Source organism: Microbacterium sp. Leaf351 (assembly GCF_001423825.1).
Taxonomy (GTDB): domain Bacteria; phylum Actinomycetota; class Actinomycetes; order Actinomycetales; family Microbacteriaceae; genus Microbacterium; species Microbacterium ginsengisoli.
In genome coordinates, this window is the sequence record NZ_LMPK01000021.1 from 19,618 (window position 1) to 21,495 (window position 1,878).

Annotated in this window: 3 protein-coding genes; 2 read left to right on the top strand and 1 reads right to left on the bottom strand. The window is 71.6% G+C overall.

The annotated features are described in order from the left end of the window. The coding region (locus tag ASG00_RS17640) for an L-serine ammonia-lyase, iron-sulfur-dependent, subunit alpha (RefSeq protein ID WP_235559431.1) at positions 1 to 89 on the top strand (89 nt) is incomplete at its 5' end. 72 nt (positions 90 to 161) lie between these two features. Here the strand turns inward: ASG00_RS17640 and ASG00_RS07455 are convergent. After that, positions 162 to 620 carry a MarR family winged helix-turn-helix transcriptional regulator gene (locus ASG00_RS07455; RefSeq protein WP_045247167.1) on the bottom strand — a complete coding sequence of 153 codons (459 nt, stop codon included), beginning with the start codon at positions 618 to 620 and terminating at the stop codon, positions 162 to 164. A gap of 140 nt (positions 621 to 760) precedes the next feature. Between ASG00_RS07455 and ASG00_RS07460 the strand changes: the two genes are divergently transcribed. Then, positions 761 to 1,804, top strand: a complete 1,044-nt coding sequence (locus ASG00_RS07460) for a nucleoside hydrolase (RefSeq protein WP_235557397.1) — start codon at positions 761 to 763, stop codon at positions 1,802 to 1,804. Positions 1,805 to 1,878: the final 74 nt, after the last annotated feature.

The following is a 1,878-nucleotide window of genomic DNA, read 5'->3' on the forward strand; positions in this document are numbered from 1 at the left end:
AGACGATGCGGCAGACCGGCATCGACATGTCGACGAAGTACAAGGAGACGAGCGAGGGCGGACTCGCCGTCAACGTCATCGAGTGCTGACGCAGGCTCGGGTCGGGCGGGTGCGGCTCCGGTCGGACGGACGCGCGTCGTGCAGACGGAGGCGGCCGCCGGTCAGGCGGTCTCGCCGAGCTCGGTCGGGCAGGCCGGCTCGCGCAGCTTCGTCGTGAGGGCGAGCAGCGCCTGCAGCTCGGCGTCGTCGAGGGTCGACATGCGGTCGACGATGGTGCGCGCGTGCTGCGCACCGAGGCTGCGGAACGCCCGCGCCCCCTGCGCCGTCGCGCGCACGAGCGAGCCGCGGCCGTCCTCGGGGTCCGGGCACTTGGTGACGAGCCCGCGGGTGACCATGCGATCGACCAGGCGCGACACGCTCGGCTGGCTGATGAGCAGGTTGCGGGTGACGTCGCGCAGCCGCGCGGTCATCTCGGGGGCCCGCACGACCGTCAGCAGGACGTCGTATTCGTCCTGCTCGAGCGGGGCGTCGACGAAGTCGCCGGAGATCTCGCCGAAGATCTCGTGCTGCGCGCGGAAGAGGCTCTCCCAGGCGTCGATGGCGAGACGGCGATCGGTCATGGGCATAGCGTACGGTCCCCAGGTGGTCGGTGGCGCACCGGGAGGCGATCTAGGCTTGATCGAGTGGGTCGGATGCCGCAGCCGCCGCTCCGCCCCCATGCCGTGGACGCCCGCAACCCACCCGGCAGGAGGTCACGTCGGTGAGTGATTCGCCGCTGTTCCAAGCTCTCATCTCCGGCTCGCTCCCCGCGCGTCCCGGCGCCCCGGCGCAGCCGTCCGCCCGTCGGTCTGGTGGGCCGCGCCCGAGGTCCGGGCGCATCCCGCTCGTCGTCGACACCGACACGGCGGCCGATGACTGCTTCGCGCTGCTGGCCGCGGCGCTGCATGAGCGTGCCGACCTGAAGGCGGTCACGATCGTGGCAGGCAACGTCGGGTTCGCGCAGCAGACCGAGAACGCACTGCTCACGCTCGAGCTCGCCGGGCGCGACGGCGACGTGCCGGTACACGTCGGCGCCGCCCGCCCACTCGTGGCCGACTGGGTGAGCGCAACCGACGTGCACGGCGAAGACGGCGTCGGAGGTCAGCGGCGCACCGGCACGACCGAGGTCGATTCGGAGCACGCCGTCGACGCGCTGCTACGACTCTCCCGGGCGTACGCGGGCGAGCTCGTCATCGTCGCGATCGGACCGCTCACCAACATCGCGCTCGCTGTGCGTCGCGACGAGGAGTTCGCCTCCCGCGTGCGCGAGATCGTCGTCATGGGCGGCTCGATCAACGGCCGTGGCAACATCACGCCGGCCGCCGAGTACAACATCTACGTCGATCCGGAGGCGGCGGCGATCGTCGTCGGAGCCGGATTCCCGAGCCTGCGGTTCGTGCCGTGGGACCCGACGGCCATCCGCGACACGGTGTTCGACGCCGGCCGAATCGCAGAGATCGAGGCCCTCGGCACCCGCCTGTCGGCGTTCTTCGTGCAGGCCAACAAGGCGACGTTCGCCTTCGATTCGGCGGCGGGCATCGGCGGGTCGACGCATCCGGACTCACTCTCGGTGCTCGTCGCGCTCGACCCCTCGCTCGTCGAGGTCGAGCGCCCCTACCGCGTGGGCGTCGAGCTGCGTGGCGAGCTCACCCGCGGGGCGACCGTCTTCGACTGGCGATCGGATGCCCCGAATGCCACGGCGATCGAGCGGGTGCATGGAAAGGCGTTCTTCCGCGCACTGACGGCGATCCTCGCGTCGCGCTGAGCGGTCAGCTGGCCGGCGCGAGACGCGCGGCCCCGGCCCTTTCCGGGCAAAAGGAAAGGGCCGGTCGATGGGGG

Bases quoted from the DNA above. Each gene is read 5' to 3' on its own strand.
- ASG00_RS07455 (WP_045247167.1), bottom strand. From the start codon at position 620: ATGACCGATCGCCGTCTCGCCATCGACGCCTGGGAGAGCCTCTTCCGC.